Source organism: Sphingobium vermicomposti (assembly GCF_011762025.1).
In the GTDB taxonomy this organism is placed as follows: Bacteria; Pseudomonadota; Alphaproteobacteria; order Sphingomonadales; family Sphingomonadaceae; genus Sphingobium; species Sphingobium vermicomposti.
In genome coordinates this window covers 2501-5483 of sequence record NZ_JAASQR010000006.1, presented here as the reverse complement: position 1 = coordinate 5483, position 2983 = coordinate 2501, and the positions used below count along the sequence as shown (strand labels likewise).

General features: G+C 53.1%; 1 tRNA gene and 2 rRNA genes (1 of these 3 only partly in view). All 3 read right to left on the bottom strand.

Annotated elements, in window-relative coordinates:
- Nucleotides 1–2: 2 nt before the first annotated feature.
- Nucleotides 3–79, bottom strand: a tRNA-Met gene (locus FHS54_RS16340).
- 86 nt (nucleotides 80–165) lie between these two features.
- Nucleotides 166–280: ribosomal RNA gene (gene rrf / locus FHS54_RS16335) — 5S ribosomal RNA — on the bottom strand.
- A 156-nt stretch (nucleotides 281–436) separates the two neighbouring features.
- Nucleotides 437–2983, bottom strand: a 23S ribosomal RNA gene (locus tag FHS54_RS16330); it runs 248 nt beyond the window's last position.

The window sequence follows — 2983 nt, the reverse complement described above, 5'->3', positions numbered from 1 at the left end:
GTTGGTTGCGGGAGCAGGATTTGAACCTGCGACCTTCAGGTTATGAGCCTGACGAGCTACCGGGCTGCTCCATCCCGCGTCACCAAAGGCAAAAGGGCGGCTTTATGGGCCGCCCTTTTGTAAAACATGTGATGGGTTTTTTAGTTTCAAAGCGCAAGCTTCAATGCCTGGCGACGCCCTACTCTTCCGGGGCTTGAGCCACAGTACCATCGGCGCAGACTGGTTTCACGGCCGAGTTCGGGATGGGATCGGGTGGGTCACAGACGCTATGGTCACCAAGCAATGAAGCTTGCGCTTTGGGTTTTTAATCGGTGCCGTGCACGGTATTTGGTATTGATATTGGTTATCTGGCTTGAGGTAATCACCACATCGCTGATGTCAGGCTGTTGCCAGCCCTGTCATTGATGGTGGGACTCCATGGTTCGTAAAGAACCATTTAAGCGCGAAAAGAGCAATTAGGACCGGTTAGCTCCATATGTTACCACACTTCTACATCCGGCCTATCAACGTCGTGGTCTACGACGGCTCGATGAAATCTTATCTTGAGGGAGGCTTCCCGCTTAGATGCTTTCAGCGGTTATCCCGTCCATACATAGCTACCCTGCTGCGCCCTTGGCAGGACGACAGGTACACCAGAGGTATGTTCAACCCGGTCCTCTCGTACTAGGGTCAACTCCTCTCAAATTTCGACGCCCACGGCAGATAGGGACCAAACTGTCTCGCGACGTTCTGAACCCAGCTCACGTACCACTTTAATTGGCGAACAGCCAAACCCTTGGGACCTGCTCCAGCCCCAGGATGTGATGAGCCGACATCGAGGTGCCAAACGATTCCGTCGATATGAGCTCTTGGGAATCATCAGCCTGTTATCCCCGGCGTACCTTTTATCCGTTGAGCGATGGCCCTTCCACGAGGGACCACCGGATCACTATGACCGACTTTCGTCTCTGCTCGACTTGTCAGTCTCGCAGTCAGGCGGGCTTATGCCATTGCACTCTAACAGACGGTTTCCAACCGTCCTGAGCCCACCATCGCGCGCCTCCGTTACTCTTTAGGAGGCGACCGCCCCAGTCAAACTACCCACCACAGAGGGTCCCTGTACCGGATAACGGTACGAGGTTAGACATCAGAAAACAGCAGGGTGGTATTTCACCTATGGCTCCACATCAACTGGCGTCAATGCTTCAAAGCCTCCCACCTATGCTACACAGCTCTTTCCTAATGCCACTCTGAAGTTGCAGTAAAGGTGCACGGGGTCTTTCCGTCTAACCGCGGGTACTCCGCATCTTCACGGAGAATTCAATTTCGCTGAGCATATCCTGGAGACAGTGGGGAAGTCGTTACGCCATTCGTGCAGGTCGGAACTTACCCGACAAGGAATTTCGCTACCTTAGGACCGTTATAGTTACGGCCGCCGTTTACCTGGGCTTCAATTCAGTGCTTGCACACCTCCTCTTAACCTTCAGGCACCGGGCAGGCGTCAGGCCCTATACGTCGTCTTGAAGCCGACTTAGCAGAGCCCTGTGTTTTTGCTAAACAGTCGCTACCCCCTGGCCTGTGCCCCCCACAAAAAGTTGCCTTGATGTGGGGCCTCCTTCTTCCGAAGGTACGGAGGCAATTTGCCGAGTTCCTTCAGGATACTTCTCTCAAACGCCTTGGTATACTCTACCATTCCACCTGTGTCGGTTTAGGGTACGGTCTATACGGAGGGGCTATTTCCTGGGACAACTTCCCTGCCTGGACCAATCCAATAAGGCCAGACAAGTTACGCCATCCGTCACACACCTCCAGGCCCACGAATATTAACGTGGTTCCCATCGACTACCCCCTTCGGGCTCGTCTTAGGGGCCGGCTTACCCTGCTCAGATTAGCTTTAAGCAGGAACCCTTGGAATTTCGGCGACAGTGCATCTCACACTGTTAATCGCTACTCATGTCTGCATTCGCACTTCCGATACCTCCACGACCCATTACCAGATCGCTTCAACGGCCTACGGAACGCTCCGCTACCGCGTGATCGTAAACGATCACACCCTAAGCTTCGGTGCATCACTTTAGCCCCGTTACATCTTCGCCGCAGAATCTCTTAATTAGACCAGTGAGCTGTTACGCTTTCTTTAAAGGATGGCTGCTTCTAAGCCAACCTCCTGGTTGTTTTGGAAATTCCACATGCTTTCCCACTTAGTGATGACTTGGGGACCTTAGCTGTAGGTTAGGGCTGTTTCCCTTTTGACGACGGACCTTAGCACCCGCCGTCTGTCTGCCGAACTAGACTCGTTGGTATTCGGAGTTTGGTTAGTGTTGGTAGATCTCGCGACCCCCGCAACCATCCAGTGCTCTACCCCCAACGGCAATCATTCGACGCTCTACCTCAATAGATTTCGCGGAGAACCAGCTATTTCCCGGCTTGATTGGCCTTTCACCCCTAAGCACAACTCATCCGACAATTTTTCAACATTGAACGGTTCGGTCCTCCAGTGCGTGTTACCGCACCTTCAACCTGGTCATGCATAGATCGCCGGGTTTCGGGTCTAATGCATCATACTCTGGCGCCCTATTCAGACTCGCTTTCGCTGCGCCTACACCTAACGGCTTAAGCTTGCATGATACACTAAGTCACAGACCCATTATGCAAGAGGTACGCGGTCAGGTCTCAAGGACCCTCCCACTGCTTGTAGGCATCCGGTTTCAGGTACTGTTTCACTCCCCTCATCGGGGTGCTTTTCACCTTTCCCTCACGGTACTGGTTCACTATCGGTCATGTACGAGTATTTAGGCTTGGAGGGTGGTCCCCCCATGTTCAGACAGGGTTTCACGTGCCCCGCCCTACTCAAGTCCTGTTGTTTCGCTTTCGCATACGGGACTGTCACCCGCTATGGTCAAACTTTCCAGAATGTTCTGCTAACTAAACAACAGGCACTGGCCTGGTCCGCGTTCGCTCGCCACTACTAACGGAATCTCGGTTGATGTCTTTTCCTCCAGGT